The sequence below is a fragment of the Mesorhizobium sp. B2-3-5 genome, assembly GCF_006442395.1.
Classification (GTDB): domain Bacteria; phylum Pseudomonadota; class Alphaproteobacteria; order Rhizobiales; family Rhizobiaceae; genus Mesorhizobium.
On sequence record NZ_VFVX01000006.1, the window covers coordinates 222,477 to 240,048 of the forward strand.

Annotated in this window: 16 protein-coding genes; 8 read left to right on the plus strand and 8 right to left on the minus strand. The window is 61.9% G+C overall.

Annotation, left to right across the window (positions count from 1 at the left end; translation table 11 throughout):
• Nucleotides 1-154 precede the first annotated feature (154 nt).
• From FJ958_RS10400 to FJ958_RS31570, 6 genes are all read left to right on the plus strand, one after another.
• A complete protein-coding gene (locus FJ958_RS10400) occupies nucleotides 155-4,414 on the plus strand; it encodes a YadA-like family protein (protein ID WP_140742171.1) in 4,260 nt (1,419 codons plus the stop codon).
• A 67-nt stretch (nucleotides 4,415-4,481) separates the two neighbouring features.
• Nucleotides 4,482-5,021 carry an invasion associated locus B family protein gene (locus FJ958_RS10405; protein ID WP_140742245.1) on the plus strand — a complete coding sequence of 180 codons (540 nt, stop codon included), beginning with the start codon at nucleotides 4,482-4,484 and terminating at the stop codon, nucleotides 5,019-5,021.
• Between the two features lie 12 nt (nucleotides 5,022-5,033).
• Complete coding sequence (locus tag FJ958_RS10410) at nucleotides 5,034-5,711, plus strand: hypothetical protein (protein ID WP_140742173.1); 678 nt, start codon at nucleotides 5,034-5,036, stop codon at nucleotides 5,709-5,711.
• 39 nt (nucleotides 5,712-5,750) lie between these two features.
• A complete protein-coding gene (locus FJ958_RS10415) occupies nucleotides 5,751-6,215 on the plus strand; it encodes a DUF4189 domain-containing protein (protein WP_140742175.1) in 465 nt (154 codons plus the stop codon).
• Nucleotides 6,216-6,323: 108 nt separating this feature from the next.
• On the plus strand, nucleotides 6,324-6,812 hold the full coding sequence (locus tag FJ958_RS10420) for an invasion associated locus B family protein (protein ID WP_246679571.1): 489 nt from the start codon (nucleotides 6,324-6,326) through the stop codon (nucleotides 6,810-6,812).
• A gap of 64 nt (nucleotides 6,813-6,876) precedes the next feature.
• Entirely contained in the window at nucleotides 6,877-7,482 is a 606-nt protein-coding gene (locus FJ958_RS31570) for a hypothetical protein (RefSeq protein WP_181176352.1), read from the plus strand.
• Here the strand turns inward: FJ958_RS31570 and FJ958_RS10435 are convergent.
• The 3 genes from FJ958_RS10435 to FJ958_RS10445 form a co-directional block, all read right to left on the minus strand.
• Nucleotides 7,472-7,768: a DUF1236 domain-containing protein gene (locus FJ958_RS10435; RefSeq protein WP_140742183.1), complete on the minus strand. Its 297-nt coding sequence runs from the start codon at nucleotides 7,766-7,768 to the stop codon at nucleotides 7,472-7,474. The genes FJ958_RS31570 and FJ958_RS10435 overlap by 11 nt on opposite strands.
• A gap of 714 nt (nucleotides 7,769-8,482) precedes the next feature.
• Nucleotides 8,483-8,701, minus strand: a complete 219-nt coding sequence (locus tag FJ958_RS10440) for a hypothetical protein (protein ID WP_140742185.1) — start codon at nucleotides 8,699-8,701, stop codon at nucleotides 8,483-8,485.
• Between the two features lie 216 nt (nucleotides 8,702-8,917).
• A complete protein-coding gene (locus tag FJ958_RS10445) occupies nucleotides 8,918-9,151 on the minus strand; it encodes a hypothetical protein (protein WP_140742187.1) in 234 nt (77 codons plus the stop codon).
• Between the two features lie 129 nt (nucleotides 9,152-9,280).
• On the opposite strand from FJ958_RS10445, the gene FJ958_RS10450 reads away from it, so the two are divergent.
• Nucleotides 9,281-9,826 carry an inorganic diphosphatase gene (locus FJ958_RS10450; RefSeq protein WP_140742189.1) on the plus strand — a complete coding sequence of 182 codons (546 nt, stop codon included), beginning with the start codon at nucleotides 9,281-9,283 and terminating at the stop codon, nucleotides 9,824-9,826.
• A gap of 895 nt (nucleotides 9,827-10,721) precedes the next feature.
• Nucleotides 10,722-10,940 carry a hypothetical protein gene (locus FJ958_RS10455; protein ID WP_140742191.1) on the plus strand — a complete coding sequence of 73 codons (219 nt, stop codon included), beginning with the start codon at nucleotides 10,722-10,724 and terminating at the stop codon, nucleotides 10,938-10,940.
• Nucleotides 10,941-11,791: 851 nt separating this feature from the next.
• On the opposite strand, the gene FJ958_RS10465 is transcribed toward FJ958_RS10455, so the two are convergent.
• The 5 genes from FJ958_RS10465 to FJ958_RS10485 form a co-directional block, all read right to left on the minus strand.
• Nucleotides 11,792-12,073, minus strand: a complete 282-nt coding sequence (locus FJ958_RS10465; RefSeq protein ID WP_140742195.1) for a DUF982 domain-containing protein — start codon at nucleotides 12,071-12,073, stop codon at nucleotides 11,792-11,794.
• 21 nt (nucleotides 12,074-12,094) lie between these two features.
• Nucleotides 12,095-12,394, minus strand: coding sequence for a DUF982 domain-containing protein (locus FJ958_RS10470; protein WP_140742197.1), 300 nt, complete (start codon nucleotides 12,392-12,394; stop codon nucleotides 12,095-12,097).
• Nucleotides 12,395-12,999: 605 nt separating this feature from the next.
• Nucleotides 13,000-13,530 (minus strand): DUF1003 domain-containing protein, encoded by a 531-nt coding sequence (locus tag FJ958_RS10475; RefSeq protein WP_140742199.1) that lies wholly within the window; start codon nucleotides 13,528-13,530, stop codon nucleotides 13,000-13,002.
• A gap of 151 nt (nucleotides 13,531-13,681) precedes the next feature.
• A complete protein-coding gene (locus FJ958_RS10480; protein WP_246679572.1) occupies nucleotides 13,682-14,626 on the minus strand; it encodes an alpha/beta hydrolase in 945 nt (314 codons plus the stop codon).
• Between the two features lie 205 nt (nucleotides 14,627-14,831).
• A complete protein-coding gene (locus FJ958_RS10485; RefSeq protein WP_140742249.1) occupies nucleotides 14,832-17,153 on the minus strand; it encodes an FdhF/YdeP family oxidoreductase in 2,322 nt (773 codons plus the stop codon).
• Between the last annotated feature and the right edge of the window lie 419 nt (nucleotides 17,154-17,572).

A 17,572-nucleotide genomic window follows, 5' to 3' on the forward strand; every position in this document is an offset into this window, starting at 1 on the left:
TAAAGTAACTAGCCGTTAACCTCCACCAATCTGCCTCACCCTTTTCTTTCAAGGCAGCAAGTTCTTGAAATACTGCGGACCCGAATCGTGTCTTTCTGCCAAAAGTTCGAACTGTTCCGGCATTTTCGAGCCGGACGGCAGGCGGAGAGGGGCCATGACCGACAATCGCTTTTCAAGTCGTTCTCTTGTCCAGCATCAGGCGGGGAATTTTGACAGTCGCTGGGCGCGCAAGAAGGGTCTTCTGGCGAGTGCTGCCGTGCTGGCGCTGTCGGCGCTCCATGCCGGCCCGGCACATGCGCAGTATGCGGCGGGCGGCGGAACCGCGACCGGCGCTAGTTCCGTAGCGGTCGGGCCTGGCTCGACGGCGAACGGGCTGCGCGGCATCGCGGTTGGAAACGGAGCGGCGCAAGCGGGGATCGATTCCATTGCCCAAGGCACCAGCGCCAACGCGGGAAACCAGAATGCCATCGCCATCGGCTTCCAGTCGATCGCTTCACAGCTGAACTCCGTTTATCTTGGCGCGCGCACCGTTGCGAACACAGGTGCCCTTGCTGTGGGCGCCATCGGCATCGGCACGGATGTGACGGCATCTGCGCTCAACGCGATTGGGATAGGAACCCGGTCCAGTTCGTCGGCACTATATTCGGTGGCGCTTGGCCAGGATGCGAATGCCTCGGGCGGCGGCGGGGCAATGGCGCTGGGCGCCGGCACGATCTCAAGTGGAGTGAATTCGGTGGCGCTTGGCGTCCAAGCCAATGCCACCGGGGCCGGCTCTAGTGCTTTGGGCACCTTCGCCAAAGCTTCGGGCGGGAACGCCACCGCGGTCGGTGTTAGTTCCACGGCCAGCGCCAACTATGCATTCGCCGGAGGCTGGTCGTCGGTCGCCAGCGGCGCCAATTCCACCGCGGTCGGCCGCGAGGCCGTCGCCAGCGGCGTAAACTCATCTTCATTCGGGTCTGGAGCGAATGCGATAGGAGACAACTCTCTCGCTGCCGGCGTCAGCGCCAACGCCAGCGGAGCCGGCAGTACCGCGCTCGGCATCGGCACCGTAGCGGGCGGCAGCCTATCGGCAGCCGTGGGCTTTCAGGCCAGTGCGGCGGGACAAAGCTCGGCAGCGCTCGGCAGTACCGCCAATGCTTCGGGCAACTTCGCGCTGGCGCTCGGCAATCAGGCCGTGTCGAGCGGGGTCGGTTCGGTCGCGGCGGGCTCGGGAGCCCAGGCTACTAATGTCTCCGCCACGGCGCTCGGCAACAACGCCACTGCGACCGCCGCGCAAGCAATCGCGCTGGGACTGGCCGCGACTGCCAGCGCCCAGAGCGCCATCGCCGTCGGCACGAACGCCAAGGCGGATTCCGCCGAGGCGGTGGCGATAGGCACCAATGCGACGGCGACCGGTGGCAAGGCGGTCTCCATCGGCTCGGGCAACACCGCTTATGGCGACGGCGCGGTGGCGATCGGCGATCCGAGCTATGCCAGCGGCAATGGTGCCTTCGTCGGCGGCGCCAACAACATCGCCAACAGCGACGGCACGGCAACCGCAACCGCCGCCAACCAGGCCGCTGGCGCGGTCGCGATCGGCAACAACAACAAGGCGATCGGGCAGGGCTCGGTGGCGCTGGGCAATGGTTCCACCGCGGGTGCTGCCGGGTTCATCGGCAATGTCGCGCTCGGCAATGGCGCGACGGCGGCGGCGAGTTCCGGCGACGTGGCGCTGGGCTCGGGCTCGGTGACCGCCGTAGCGGTCGGCACGCCCAATGCGGTGATCAACGGCACGACCTACGCCTTCCAGGGCACCAACCCGACCTCGACGGTCAGCGTCGGCGCGGTCGGCGCCGAGCGCACCGTCACCAATGTCGCGGCGGGACGAATCAGCGGCTCCTCGACGGATGCGATCAACGGCTCGCAGCTCTTCGCCACCAACCAGGCGGTCGACGCCATTGGCGCCGCGCTCAACAACATCAACGTCGGCGGCGGCATCAAGTATTTCCACGCCAACTCGACGCTGGCGGACTCCCAGGCGCTCGGCGCCGATTCCGTCGCTGTCGGCCCCAACGCGGTGGCCAACAATGCCGGCGATGTCGCGATCGGCCTCAATTCGGCATCGGGCGCCACTACGACTGTCGGCGGCACGACGATCGGCGGCGTCAACTACACCTTCGCCGGCGGCACGCCGGCCGGAGCCTTCTCTGTCGGCTCGGCCGGCGCCGAGCGCCAGATCCAGAATGTCGCGGCCGGGCAGTTGAACGGCGGTTCGACCGATGCCGTCAATGGTTCGCAGCTCTTCGCCACCAACCAGCAGGTGACGCAGAACACCACCGACATCGCCAATATCGGCGGCAACATCGCCAATCTCGGCAATACGATCAACAACATCGCCGGCGACACCTCGACCGCCTATACCAACGCCAATGGCGAGGGCATCCGCTACGCCCGCACCAACGAGAGCGGCCTGGCGCAAACCGATGCCTTCGCGCAAGGCGTCGGCTCCACCGCCGTCGGCTACCAGGCGACCGCGACCGGAGACAGCGCGCTGGCGCTCGGGCGCGGCACCCAGGCGAGCGTCGATGGCGGCGTCGCGCTTGGCTCAGGCTCGGTCTCCGACCGGCCCCTGGCGCCCGACACAGGCCAGATCGCGGCCGGTCCAACCAACTTCATCCAGTACAACACGACGGACAAGGCGCTGCTCGGCGCCGTGTCGGTCGGCACGGATACGTCTTACCGGCAGATCATCAATGTGGCCGACGGTACGGAGGCGCAGGATGCCGTCACAGTCCGCCAGCTGCAGGGGGCCATCGCCTCGGTGGCGAGCACGCCAAGCAAGTATTTCCACGCCAACTCGGCGGCGGGCGACTCGCTCGCCGTGGGCGCCGAGTCGGTCGCGGTCGGCCCGACCACGGTCGTCAACGGCGACAACGGCATCGGCATGGGCAATGGCGCCATCGTCGATCAGACCGCGCCCGGCGGCACGGCCATCGGCCAGAACGCCCATGTGATGCTGGCCGACGGCATCGCGCTCGGCACCGACTCGACCGCCGCCGGTATCCAGTCGGTGGCGCTCGGCGCCGGCGCCCAGAGCACCTTCGCCAACAGCGTGGCGCTGGGCGCGTCGTCGATCACCACCGTCGGCGCGCAGGCTGGCTACACGGCCTTTGCCCTGACCAGCCCGCAGACATCGGCCGGCGAAGTCTCTGTTGGTTCCGCCGGGGCCGAGCGCAAGCTCACCAATGTCGCGGCGGGTTCGGCCGAAACCGACGCCGTCAACGTCTCGCAGTTGCGCGGCGTGTCGCAAAACGTCTCCAACCTGTTCGGCGGCGGCACCACGGTCAATCCCGACGGCTCGATCACCGGCCCGACCTACATCATCCAGGGCAACAACTACTCGACCGTCTATGATGGCTTCACGGCCGTCGACAATGCGCTCACCAACATCGCCAATGGCGGCGGCATCAAGTATTTCCATGCCAATTCGACGCTGGCCGACTCGGTCGCCAGTGGCACGAACAGCGTCGCGATGGGACCGGAGAGCGTGGCGAACGGCGCCGACAGCCTGGCCGCGGGCCATGGCTCGACAGCCGCTGGGCAAGGTGCCGTGGCGCTCGGCCAAGGCGCAAAGGCCAATAATGCCAATGATGTGGCGCTCGGCTCCGGCTCGGTGTCGCAGACCGCGGTCGGCACGCCCAGCACAACCATCAACGGCAAGAGCTACGCCTTTGCCGGCACGAACCCGGTCGGAACCGTCAGCGTCGGCGATACCGGCGCGGAGAGGACGATCACCAATGTCGCCGCCGGACGCGTTTCCTCCGACAGCACCGACGCGATCAACGGCTCGCAGCTCTACGCCACCAACACGGCGATCGAGGATCTGACCAAAACGATCGGCGGCATCGGCGGCACCGTCCAAAACACCGTGCAATACGACACCGTCACCAATCCGGACGGATCGACGACCAAGACCAATAAGATAACGCTGCAAGGCGGCGACCCGAATGCGCCTGTCGTTATCTCCAATGTCGGCCCAGGCGTTACCGGCACCGATGCGGTCAACGTCAACCAGTTGAACCTGAACCTGGCCCAATCCAAGAGCTACACCGACCAGGTGGCGGTCACGACCCTGCAGCAGGCTAACAACTATACCGACCAGAAGTTCAGCCAGCTCAATTCCGACATAAGCGGCATCAGGGACGAGGCACGGCAGGCGGCGGCAATCGGCCTCGCCGCGGCCTCGCTGCGCTACGACGATCGTCCCGGCAAGCTGAGCGTGGCGGCGGGCGGCGGCTTCTGGCGCGACTCGAGCGCCTTCGCCTTCGGCGCGGGCTACACAAGCGAGGATGGGCGCATCCGCGGCAATGTGTCGGGCACGGCCGCCGATGGAAACGTCGGCGTCGGCGCCGGCCTGAGCTTCACGCTGAACTGAAGGGGGATTTGAGGCGGGAATGGACAGGCGAACAGGCCATGCCGGCCTAGATGCAATTGCCGTGGCCATGCTGACCTGCCTGGCGCTTGCCGGCGGGCCGGCGCCGGCTGCCGCGCAGGTGGCTTCGCCCTACAGGATCAAGCGTTCGGATGTGGTCGTGCCTCCCGACGTGAAGCTCGGGCAATACCAGCGCACCATCCGTCCCTTCGAGAACTGGACGCTGATCTGCGACGAGAACCTGAAGGCCCGCAAGAAGGTGTGCAACGTCTCGCAGGTGATCGAGGACGGAGCCGGCAAGATGGCCTTCAGCTGGTCGCTTGCCGCCACCCAGGACGGCAAGCCGTACATGATCGTGCGGACCGCGCCGAACGCCAGGAGCGACGGCCCGGTGTCGTTGAAGTTCGATGGCAAACAGCCGATCGACGTGCATCTCGACGGCTGCAACGAAATGGTCTGTGTCGGCATGCTGCCGGTGGGGCCGCTGATGCGCCAGCAGATAGCGCAGAAGGCAACGCCGGCGATCTCCTATTCAACCGTCGACGGCCAGACCATCACCGTGACCGCAACGCTCAAAGGGCTGTCGGAAGCCCTTGCGCCAATCAAGTAACGAGGCATCGCCATGAGCCAGCAACAGGATCCGTTCATATCCGCGACACGCGGCAGCCCGAATGTCGAGGCGGATCGGCGAAGGGTGATCGAGCCCGTGCGCGCGCCGCGGCGGTGGCCGCGCGTCATCGGATTTGCGCTCTTGGGGCTGGCCCTGATGGGCATCGGATTCGCCGCCGCGAACTATGCCGCGATCGCCGGTCTCGTCGGCACACCGACGGCCGCGCAGGCAGGGACCGAGCCGCCCGCGCTCCCGGACTCGCCTTTCCTGCAGCACGTCAAGCAGGCCGGTGTGCAGGCCTGTTCGACCGTCTTTCCCGTGCTCGGACAGCTTTTGACGACCGGCACGAAATACAGCGTCAAGTCACTGTGGAACGATCAGGCCGCCGACAAGCATGCCGTGCAGGCATTTGTCGGCATGGACTACGCGACGGAGCGCTATAGCGGTCCGGCCGCCGGCGTTGTTTTCGCATCACCCACCGCCACCGGCTGCGAGGGGGCGATGGTGCGGGTGGCGCCGTTCGCCAGCCCGTGCGCGGACGTCCTGTCCATGCTGCCGCAAGGCAGCAAGATCACCGATCATCTCGGTCAGGTCGAGGTGTACGAACTCGGCGGCAACACAGGTGAAGCCCTGCTGCTGCCGACCGGCAACAGCTGCGTGGTGATTTCCATCGCGTCGGCGGCCAAGTGAGAGCACGAAACGGATGGGCCAGCGGAAAGGATTGCTGAGATGAGACAGGGACCTTTGGCCGTTTTCTGCATGGCCTTGCTCTGGACCGGGCAGGTCGTCTCGGCCGATCTGTCGGTTGCACCGTCGCAGCCGCCGCAAGAGGAAAAAGGCATCTGGGCGGCGATCGCCTATTCCAGCACCGACGTCCGGCACGGCTTCTTCTGGGGCGCCGACAAAAGACAGGAGGCCATGGATATCGCGCTCAAGCATTGCGAGGACGCGGGCGGAAAGGCTTGCAACGTCGTTGCCGTGTTCCGCAACCACCGCCATTGGGATGATGACGACCAGACCGGCTTTCCCTACAAACATTGTGGCGCGCTGGCCGTGGCCGAGAAGCAAGCCAACCGGTTCACGCCCTGGGGCGTCAACTCCGCCGAGACCCGCCGGGAAGCGGAAGACCTCGCCTTGCGCGCCTGCGAGGCAGGGGGAGCCCAATGCCAGATCCGCGAGTGGGTCTGTACGTGACGCCGGTTGACGGTGTCCCTTCGACGAAAGAGAAAGTCGCAATCCGTGGTTCATAGACATGTTTTCCTGAAGGCGGCCGCCATCAGCGCGGTTGCCTTCGCTGCTTCGGTGCCGGCTGCTCTGGCGCAGCAACAGCAACAGCCGGCCTCGCTTCCGAACGGCGCGTCGTCGCTGCAGGAAACCTATCAGGACTGGCAGCTGGCCTGCAGCATGCAGGACAATGCCCGAGTCTGCACGGTCACACAGGACCAGACGCAGAAAAACGGCCAGAGGCTTCTGGCCGTGGAGTTGCGCGTGGGGCAGAAGGGTGGGTTGATTGGAACGTTGCTGCTGCCTTTCGGCATCTTGTTCGATCCGGGCGTGACGCCTCAGATCGACGATCAGCCGCCAATGGCGCAGCAGCGATTGAGGACCTGCCTGCCAACGGGCTGCATCGTGGTGTTTCCCATTGATCGGCCGACGCTTGGAAAGATGAAGGTAGGCTCGGTGCTGAAGCTCAATGTCACCACCGCCGCCGAGACCGCGCTGACATTTCCGGTGTCGCTCAACGGCCTGTCGGCAGCGCTCGACCGCATGGTTGCGTTAAGCGCACGTTGAGGGAAGGGCCTGCCTGCCCCCGATCTCAGTCGCCGACCGCTCCTGACGTGCGAGGCGGCCTTCGATGGCGGACCAGAGCCGCTCGCTGGCCCTCCGCATAGGCGCGGGCACAAGACTCGAGTTCAAAAACCAGGATGTAACTTTTACCGCCGCGTACAAGGCGAACAAACCATTCGCCCATGTTTCCGGTAACTTCGACGGAGTGGGGACCGAGATCGACGGCATTTTCAGAAGTCAAAGCGTCCTGCCAGGGTTGGGCGAAACCTTGACGCACCCCCAGGCGTCGGTTTGCGATGCAAATTGCGCGAAAGCCGGTTCGTCATTCACTTCATCGGGTAGTTGCCACGTCCATTCTGTGCCGCAGTCCGGGACGCTGTGTCGTCGGGTCCGGCGCCTGCTGATACCTGGCGAAGAGTTTGAGCTTGTCGGGATAGGTGATCCGGATCCGGCGTCGACAACCCTCGCACTCATACCACGAAACACTCTGAAACCAGCTACCGTGCTTTACGAATGCGAAACCGCATTCGGGACATTCGAACGTCATTTTGCAAGTCAGCAATGCTGCGGAGAGCGGCATCCAAGTTCTCACACCATGTTGAAGTTTTTGTGGATCCGGTCCGCCGCCTCGCCGGGCGGCGGGCCAAATGCTGCGATCGCCCCTACTGGATGATCTTGACGACCTTGCGGGTGCTCGGATCGACGACAACCGTCCGGTTGTCGATCACGGTGTAGCGATATTTGACATTGGGAACTTCGTGGAGTTCGACGGTATCGGGCAAAGCCGTGCCGACGTTGAGTTCCACACCAGGAACCTTCACTGAAGCCAGTGGCTGCTTCTTCACATATTCCTTGATGACTGTTTCCTGCTCGGGCTGGATGACGACGTCCTCCGCCGCGGCTGCGCCAATACCTGCTAGCAACAGGGCCGCAGCGGCGGCGGCAAGATGCATTCTCATGAGTTCCTCCTTCGCAAAAATAAGCGCGGTACGACTGCCGTTGCCGCGCCCGGACCGAACTTGGCCCGGTGACAAACGTTCCCGAGTTAGGGCTTCGGTCGGGCGGACATCGGACTTAGGTCCAATCGCGAAACGCAAAAGTCCTGCCAAACCCCTTAGCGGGAACAGCCACCTTTTGCGGTCGTTGTTCGCTGCAAGTTTGTGGGAGGAAGTTGATGGATAGGAGTGTCGGACAAGCGCGCTGGTTGCTCGCACCAATATTCGCCGTGGCCATCACCTTCATGGTGGTTGGTATTGCCCTCAGTTGACCCTTCAGGAGAAGCGACCACGAAGGTTTGCAGATTGGCGCAGCTAACGTCCCTTCCTGCGCCGATAGGGTTCGCACGCCGCTCCCATGCGGCGAGCGAACCCTCAATTCCCCCAGCATACAGCACCGAGATGTGAGGTTTGGCCTGATGTTCAGAGACAAGGAAACCCGTCTTCTGGAGGCAGCACTGTTCATGGCGGTGCCGTTATCGATCCTGGTGGCCGTGTTGCTCGTCAGCCTTACGACAGGCTGAAAATGGATGGGCGCTCACCTCACACGAGCGAGCGGAGATGCTCTTTCCGGGTTAACGCATGTCGCCCAAAAGTGACCTCGATTTTGGGAGAACGACATGCGTAAAAACAAGGACCTGAAGCGCGTCGCATGAATCCGTTTCGACGCGACGCGCTTTAGTCGAGCTTCTTGATGCGCCCCTCGTCGAGACGGAACACGCCATCCGTGCCGCCTTGCAGCTCGAAATCGGTTTGCAACTCATCCCATGTGCCGAGATATTTGCCGCAATCGGCGCAAGTGATCGGCGTCAGCGGCTGGGCGTCGCTGGGAATCCGCAACCGGATAGTGCCGCAAAAGGGGCACTCCAAAAGGTGGTTCAGATATTCGCTGGCCATGGCTGCCTTCAGAACGCCCCGAAGAGACTATCGGGCGAGCGAGAAAAGACAAGGGCGTCGGTGGTGCCCATCGTGGGCGAGCGCTCCTGGCAATCAACAAGCCATTCATGCCCTTGTCGGCGATGTATTTTCACGCGCTTTGGCACCCCTTTGGACCACGGGCACGGCAGCGGCAACTGGCTTTGCCGGCGCGCGGTCATTGACGTCGACTAACGGTCATACGCTCCCCAAAGCATCCCTTTGCATGTGCTTCCGGCGCTTTTCGATCGCATAGGAAGTCCAGCGGCAGCACATGCCAGCTATCGAGGTTGCGGCACCACCAAACAGGCATGCGGCAAGCATCGGATCTTGCGAGGCACCTTTCCAACTGACCACCGCCAGCAATATGACGCTTGTGGTTGAAATCACGTAGCCGGCGCCTTTCAGCGCATGCGGCGAAACCTTAGCCATCAAACTCTCCCTTTTCGCTGCGATGTTGAACATCCGCTTCCAAAGCTGGTTCCATTTGTCGGCTGGCAAAACGGGAACCTTTTGCTTCGTCGCGCGTGCTACTGCGATGGCGCTCTCGGATGTATGGCTATGACAAATTTCTTGAAACTACCGACGAAGACCCGGAACCTGTTTCGCGTCGTGATCGAAACGCCAAGGGGAGCAGCGGCAAAGCTCGCTTACGAGCCGAAGACGGGTGTCTTCCAATATTCAAGGCCGCTGCCGGTCGGCAACACATACCCGTATGATTGGGGCTTCGTACCCTCCACCCTCGGCGATGACGGTGATCCGCTTGACGGCATGGTGATCCACCAGGCGGCCACGGCCCCAGGCGTGGTCATCCGATGCGACCTGCTCGGTGCGCTGCGGGTGAGGCAGAAGGATCCGCACGGGACCGTGTTCAGGAACGATCGCTATATTTTCTGCCCGCGCAAGGAGGACGCCCTCGACGAGCCCATCGCCGTCGACCATGTGCCGCAGGATTTGCGCGAGGAGATAGAGCAGTTCTTCTTGTTCTCCGTGGTGGGCACGGGCAAGACAATCAAGCTGAAAGGCTGGCAGGACGCCGGCGAGGCGATCAAGTCACTCATCAAGGGTGCCAAGGCCTTTCAGCGAAAACAAAGGATATTAAAGTGATCCCTGGGTCTATGACGAGTTGGTCATTGCGAGGTGTTTTTGCCGGCTCGGATACGGCACGATTCAAACGTTCAGTTCCTTGATCGTCCGTCTCATTGCAATGGCAGGGCTTGACGTGGGATAATCCGAAAGTCAGCTGCCGAATAGCCGCCGATGGGGTGCGAATATGTCCACCGATCCGGGTAAAGTCCCTCGCAATTTCAGGCTGGTGGATGTTGAATCGGGTGCCGACTACACAGATGAAGGCATCGCGATAATTCTCGTTGGCAATCGAGGAGAGCGCCTGTGCCTTCACATAAATGTAGCAACAGGGGAGTTGCTTTGCGAGCGAATAGCTGACGCTCTTGAAGTCAGATACAGTACCTGACGTTACAAGGAACGATTTACGAGGCTCTTGCCCCTGTTGTGGCGTGAGGATCTAACATGACGATCTTGCCGTCGGCGGGTTGCGGCGCTTACTGTGGTGCGTCGGAGTGGCTGGGCTTCGACCCAGCGGACTGCACCATGCAATCCCGAACAAATAGACCTGGAATCGCCATTGTGGCCGCCTGCGCCGAACGTACCTCAGTGATCAGCGGCGCAATCGATCAAATCGACCGTTGTCGCCTGGCGGTTCGAAAGAACCAGGCCCAGCCAGGAGCACGGCCCCGCGACGCCAAACGCGCGCCCGCGGCGACGGCACTTGGTCTTATCGTCCGGATATCCAGCGGCAGACGGAAATCGAGAAGGCGACAGCGCTGAAGAGGATCGCGAGGCAAGGCCTGGCAGGAGTGAGTTGCATCAGACGCAGCGATCTGTTGAGATGCTGGCCAACCTTTCCATTCCACGACCCCCAATCCAACGGATCTTCCCGAAGCGTCGATACGCGGGGTCTGATAGCGAGGAGGGCTGTGCGATGTCGCAAGAATTTCTCGATCACCGGCTGGAGTGCCCTTATTGCCTTACCATCCGGCTGAGAATACCGCATGATGCGCGACCCGAGACCCGGATCCTGTGTGCCGACTGTGGGGAGCACCTTGGCACCTGGGATGAATTGCAGACCGATTTTGAGAAACAAGGCGGCAATGCCGGAGTATTCCGCCTTGAGAGGGGCCGCATCAAGCGCCTCGATTAGGCACTGGCACGCTGGATTCCGCTGGAGATTTAAATTGGCGATTCCGCGAACGATGAGGTTGATCAAGGGCCGCGGATTATCGCTTAGGCTCCCGAATCTTCTCGGCTTTGCTAGCTCGGGCGATGAGAGCCAACGCCTCATCGGTGGTGATCCCACACCTTCGAGCAAAATACGTGGCTTCGACGATGAGTTCGGGCGAAGGCAGGGAAAGAATCCTGATTCGCTTTGGCTTGCGCTTTGCCATCTGCGCTTCCTCGCACTCTTCTCCTCAAATCCGCTTGGGCGGGTTAGTCTTCTGGGGATCTAACAACCTCCAGGTCGAACAGACGCGCAACGGCGTCGCTCGGCGCGCGCCAGGACTAGTCCCCTCCTGGCCCGTGTCCTGCCGGGGACGCGTGATCGGCATCAGCGCTTGGATGGCGCGCATTGGCAGTGCGATGGAGAGGAAGCGCGCCTTTCCTCTGGAGAGAACATAGGCCTCGGCCGCTCTTTCAACCGTGATGGTGTGAAAAGCGTTGGTCATCAAGAATACCCCGCACCCAAACCAATACGATTAAAGGCCAACGGTCGGCAGTCTTCAAGCGTATGTCCGGCTTCGGACAATCGGCGGATGGTTCGAGGCCAGACGAGGGACGTCATGCCGACTGCCAGTCGAGCCCGCCGGTCGCCGAGAGATTGCAGAAATCGCGTTTCAATCCATGGCGAATGTCCTGCCTAAGCTTTCGCCCGCCAAGGTCACGCCTTGACCAAGTTCTAGCTTGAACACATCGCTTCGCTGGCGCGGCATATTTGAATAGCAGCGGTGCCCCGAAGCAGGCGAGGCGGCCGCGTGAGAGCGACCGCCCCAATTATCAGGCGTGGTTGCGCCTTTCGTTGTTGACGAGCGGCGGCACCCACTCATCGGCCACCAGGCCTTTTTTCTCGGCAAACGCCACGAAAACGCCTCGCGCCGTCTCCGCATCAATATCACCGGTTAATGCCGCCTTGCAGGCTCGAATTGCAGCTCTCTGTTCAGGGCTGTTGCCGCAATAGTCCATGGCGAACTGGTAGGCATCGACAACGGTGTTGAGTTGACGAGGAAAGCCGAGACCAACCCATACACGGATTGGCTTTGTGAAAGGCTTCGAAAGCATCGTAACCTCCCATCAGCACTGCTAAGCCGCCACGCCGCCTTGGCTGGCCTTGCCCGTCATCCACGCCAGCGGCGCGCTGACCTCTTCGATAATTTTGGCCGACTTGGCAAAACCCGCGAAAGCGTTGCGCGCGGCAGACAGCGGATAGTCCCGATCAAAGGCTCGCTGGCAGGCGCGAAGCGCCGTGTCGTAAATCGGGCCGCGTCTATTCTTCGGCCACTCGTACATAAATTCCAGGGCGTCTTCGAGGCACGCAATCTCCTGGATGATGTTTTCCCCGCCCTTCACGAATACGGGGCTTTCGAACATCCGATCGTTCATCAGATCCTCCAAGTTGAACGAAGTTTGAGTTTTTCGGGTTGGTGCAGGCCGGGCTGGCTCGCACCGCAAAACGATATGTGTTCGAGCTTTCCAGGTGTCAAGACAGCCGGACATCTGGCAGGACTGATGAAGGGGCAGGCACGCTGACCTCCCGGACGCCCCGGTGCGCAGCTGTCGTTGCCGCTCGTTTTCAGCGGAGCAAAGGCTCGAACGACCGGCCGCAGAGTTCGACCGACAGACAAGCTCGAATTATGGATACGTCAATTGATCTCATCGGGCGCGAGAAAGTCGCCAGCTTCGCCAGTTGTTGGATTTGCCAACCGACGTGGACATGACCAGCGACCATAGGTCATTGCTTGACGAGCTAAACCGAAGGCTCAGCGAGTGAATGCTTGCCTGGCTGCAGTCCGACAGAGACTTAGCTGGTTGCGCCGGTATCGATTTGTTCGATTGACCCGAAGCACGCTTCTTCGCAAGCAAGGCGCGGAGGCGAGGCTCAGGCGCTAAAAAAGAAGATTGAAATGAGCGCTGGTTCTGATGAATGAAAGTTCCAGCTGTCCTTCAGCAGCGTGCCTCGCTGGACTGCTTGGATGCGAAACATTTGTTCAAGGTTTCTGCCGACCTCGAGAGGCTTCCTGGATTTGGGTCATTACCTTTCGCGGATCGACGTTCTCGGCCAGTTGCGGCAGCTCCTCGTCGGCCGGCGTCGCGACGTTCAAGCGCGCCGTCAAAGCAGCCACCATTTCAATCAGCCGCGTGGTTTCATGTTCGTTTAGAAGGCTGATCTGCAGGTCCAGTTCGGCTCGGCGTTCGCTCTGTTCAGTCATCCTGTTCTGATTGATCAGCACAAAAGTGGACAGGAAAATCGCCTCGACTGACGCGACCATGGCCAGGATCACGAAAGTCGGGTCCCAAGCCGGGATGCCTGGGATTGCTCCCACGTTCGCGAGGATCCAGCCAACCAGCGCCGCAAGATGCAAATACACAAAGGTCATGCTTCCCGCGAAGCGCGAAATGGCGCCAGCAATCCGCATCTGGATTCCGCGATGCTCCTCCTGTTGCTGCCTGTGGTCGACCAAGGCCTGTATGTTGTGGTGAAGGATCGGCTGCATGTCGGCAAAGTGTCGAGCGGTCATGGTGCCACCCCCGGCGACGTTGTCGCCCCCCGCTTGATACGTCTGGCGCCAGCTTAGGTTCCATCGACGGTTCCGTCGGTTCCCCAGGTTCGGACCATCTGGACGGCACCGCGCCCGATGCCGCCGGCCCGGGCCCGATCTCGTCGCCTGCTCAAGCCTTGCAGGAGGGACCTGGTAGCGACCTGGAATGCATTTGCGCAACCCTGTCGACCATGGCGAGGACTGACCGCGGCGCACTTTGATGAACCATGTGGCCGGCGCCCGGAACGATATCGAGGAGAGAGCCGCCGATCTCCGCGTGCAGTTGTCGCGCATTTCGTTCCGCATCGAACAGCCGGTCAGCCGCGCCCGCCACGATCCCGGTGGGAACGGCAATGTCCTCATAGCTGGCTTTTGTAAACAGGGCCGCGGCCAACATGAAAGCCGTCTCCGAACAGACTGCGCGTAGCTGTGAAGGGCGGCTGGCGACTTCTTTGGCGAGTGCGGCAAACTCGCTGGCGACCATCGCCGGGAGGAAGATCTCCTTCATCGCCCAAGGCCAGGCCGATCTCACAAGCAATGGCAGCAGCGTGTGCCGAAACGCGGTGCCGACCAACGGCAGGGCCGGGAGTGCGGCCAGTGCAAGATCCAGCCGTGGCTGCGGGTAGTAGTAGCCGGACACCAGAATGATGCCGGCGACCGATGCGGAATGCCTGCGCGCCAGTTCGATTGCGATCCATGCTCCCCAGGAATGCCCGAGCACCAGATATTCCTCGATGCCGAGCTTGGCGGCGGCGGCATGTATGAGGTCGGCCTGATCGCAAGCCGACCAGCGCCGGCCCCGCGAGCGTGAGCTTCTGCCAAACCCCGGACGATCGAATGCCAGCACCCGGTAGGTCTTTGCCGCCTTCTCGAAGATGCCGCTCGACGTGAAATCCTCCGCTATCGACCCGTTGCCATGCAGCAGAAGCAACGGCACGCCGGTGCCGGCTTCCAAAAAATGCAGGCGTGCACCATCGATCTCCATCACATGTCCGTGGGCTCGGCTGGCAAGCGCCCGATTGGCGCGGGCATGATTATATCCAGCCAGCGCCGCGAACGCCGCGGCCACCAGCACTGGCGCGAGTTTCGGTCGATCTCTGCCCAAAAGCATCCCTGTGACTGAACCCGTCTTGCGAGCAACCCTCATGGTAAACATTCGACTATGTGCCTGGTCTGAGCCTTGGCTCGCCCCGCCAGCCGACGGCAATGCTGCACAGCCGGCTCGAGCGTGGGTGCGTGCCCAGGATCGATGTGACGAGCGGAAGAGCTCGCGAAGCTCTTTATTTCGACGCCTGACCGGAGACAGGAACCAACCTTACCGGCACCGATTTGGCCGCGGGCACATGCGCCTTCTCCGCCCGATGCCACAGGGGAATCAGAGGATTGAGCTCCGGGTAGTAGCCTGCGCAATTTCCGGGAGGGATCGCGTAAGGCGTGACCCTCAGGCCCCGGACACGTCGCTCGACCCCGTCCTCGGCTGCCGATTGCAGATCGATCTCGTCCCCGTCCGAGACCCCAAGCCGTTGCATATCGCGTTTGTTCATCAGCAGAACCATGCGGGTTCCATTGATGCCGCGCAATCGGTCGCGATAGCCGTAAATCGTGGTGTTGAACTGATCGTTTGAACGGATCGTAATGAGCGTCAGCACATCAGACTGAGAGACGTCGATGTCCGGATCGGTCTCCAACATGCTCGGCGCCTTGAAGTTGGCTTTCTTGTTGGGCGTCTGCCATACCCGCTTCGACGCCTTGATGTCGCGGTGGAACCCTCCCGGCGCCAGAAAACGTTTGTTGAAGTCCTTGAAGTGGTCCGGATAGCAACGCTCGATCTCATTCCTGATAAGGCTGTAGTCGCCGACCCATTCGTCCCACGGGACAGCGCTTTTGCCGCCCACCGTGGCCTTGGCGAGTTCGGCGACGATCCTTGGCTCGGAAAGCAGATTGGGACCCGCCGGCGGCCGGTAGCCGAACGAACCGTGAATGCAGGCCGTCGAGTCCTCCATCGAGACATGTTGATCGCCGCCCGCCTGGCTGTCCCTCTCGATCCGTGACAAGCACGGAAGCAGATAGGTGACCGCTCCGGGGATGAGATGGCTGCGGTTGAGCTTGGTGGCGATCTGTACGTGCAGTCGCAGACGCCGCCACGCCTCCTCGATGAGACCAGTCTCCGGAACCGCGCGCACGAAATTTCCGCCGAGGCCGATGAAGGCCTTTACGGATCCGTCGATGACGCCTTCGCAGGTCTCCACCGTATCGCGGCCCTTTTCTCGGGGTGGCTCGAATTGGTAGAATTCGGCGAACTTGTCGAGCGGCACCAGCTCGGGCTTTTCGGAAATGCCCACCGTGCGCTGGCCTTGCACATTGGAATGACCACGCAGCGGCGAAACGCCGGCGCCCGGTTTGCCGACATTGCCGCGCATCAGCAACAGGTTGCACAGCATGTGGACGTTTTCGGTGCCGTGCCGATGCTGCGTCAGGCCCATGCCGTAATTGCCGATCACCGCGGATGCCTCGCTGTAGATCTTTGCGACACGTTCCAGATCCGCGCGCGCGATGCCCGAACGTGCAACGATCTTGTCCCATGGCGTGCGCCGCAGATAGGCTTCGAATTCTTCGAAGCCGGACGTGTGTTCCGCGATGAAAGCCGTATCGAGAACGCGCTGGCCGCCGTTTTGCACGGCAGCATCATCGAGCGCGAGAAGGGATTTCGCAATTCCGGTCATGGCCGCGATATCGCCACCGCCGCGCACCTGGAAGAACTCGCTCGACATCTTGGTGCCCGGTCCGGGCGACAGCATTTCGATAGGGCTTTGCGGGTTCTTGAATCGCTCGAGACCGCGCTCGGGGAGGGGATTGAAGGTGATCACGGGAATGCCGCGCTGACGCGCCTCTTCGATCGGATGCAGCAGTCGCGGCGCCGTGACCCCCGTGTTGTGCCCGAAGAAGAACATGAGGTCACATTGTGCGAAGTCTTCCAGCTGCACGGTGCCGACGGGTGAGCCGATGGACTCGGGCAAGCCCACGGATGTCGACTCGTGGCACATGTTCGACGAATCCGGCAGGTTGCTCGAACCATAGATGCGGGCGAAGAGCTGATACATGAAGGACGCTTCGAGAGACGCCCGCCCGGAGGTGTAGAAGACGACGGATTGCGGATCGAGCTTTCTCAGTTCCTTGCCGATCTCATGGAAAGCCGCGTCCCATGACACAGGTTCGTATTTGTCGGTAGCCTGGTTGTAGCGCATGGGTTCAAGCAGCCGGCCTTGCTTTTCGAGGTCATGATCGGGCCAGTCGAGCAGCTCGTTCAGCCGGTGGACGGCGAAGAATTCCGGCCCGCAGCGACGTTTGGTCTGGTCCCAGAGCGTGGCCTTGGCGCCGTTCTCGCAGAACTCGAAAGGCCGTGGCTCCGCTGGCTTGGCCCAGGAGCAGGACACACACATGTAACCGTCGGACTTGTTCTGCCGCATCAGCGTGCTCCAGATGCCCGACACGAGAAGACCTTCACCGCGTGCCTTGCGTATGAGCGACTTCAGCGATCCCCAACCGCCGGTTGGGTGATTATATCGTTTGATTTTGACGTGGTCGGTGACGGAGGGTTTCATGTGGGTGCTCGGCTGTTTGATGACGAACATCAACCTGCCTTTGACGGCTAGGTTCCCGCGTCAGGACCTCCGTTGCCGCGCCAACAGTTCACGGATTGGTGAAGTCCTCAGGAAACCAAGCCGGCATTCCTCCACGTCGCGCCCCGCTCGGGAGGATGCCTGCAGCCAATTCCTTGCCACTGCGGCGTGATGAAGCACGTTTGTGAGAGACGGGGCGTCCTGCCCAAACCACGCGACCGGAACTTATTTTCGGGCCCGTCGTTGCAGCTGGCATCACCGAGCAGTGTTTCCTCAGGCTGATTGACGATGTCTTCTATCCGCTATCTCCAGATGGCCTCCGAAGTCCTGTCGAAGTGGATGCGTCTCGAGAGACCCCGTCACGCGGGTAGTGATCGAGAGTGACACATCACCATCGCGGA